Source organism: Pseudomonas defluvii, from assembly GCF_001695625.1.
In the GTDB taxonomy this organism is placed as follows: domain Bacteria; phylum Pseudomonadota; class Gammaproteobacteria; order Pseudomonadales; family Pseudomonadaceae; genus Aquipseudomonas; species Aquipseudomonas defluvii.
The window spans coordinates 1-260 of the sequence record NZ_MBPN01000361.1; the positions used below are offsets into that span (position 1 = coordinate 1).

Genomic DNA, 260 nt, shown 5'->3' on the forward strand with positions numbered 1-260 from the left:
AGCGCAGGTCTTTCTGCACGCCGGATTTTTCCTGCTGCAACTGGCCAAGGAGCTTTTTCAGCTCGGCAATATCCTGACGCGTAGCGTCCAGTTGCTGCTGGGTTTGTGCGCGTTCATCGGCGAAGGCCGGGCTGAACAGGCAGGTCAGGGCTAGAAGGATCAGGGCGCGAAGCATCTGAAGGGCGATACCAAGAGGGAGACCGGCCTAGTATGCCCGGCACGCGCCGCAAAAAAAACGCCTCAAGGCAACTGCCTTGAGG

The 260-nt window shown here is 59.2% G+C and carries 1 pseudogene; it reads right to left on the reverse strand.

Features of this window, described 5'->3' with window-relative positions:
• Positions 1-175: pseudogene (locus EKA13_RS27680) on the reverse strand (murein hydrolase activator EnvC family protein); the annotation flags it as partial.
• Positions 176-260: the final 85 nt, after the last annotated feature.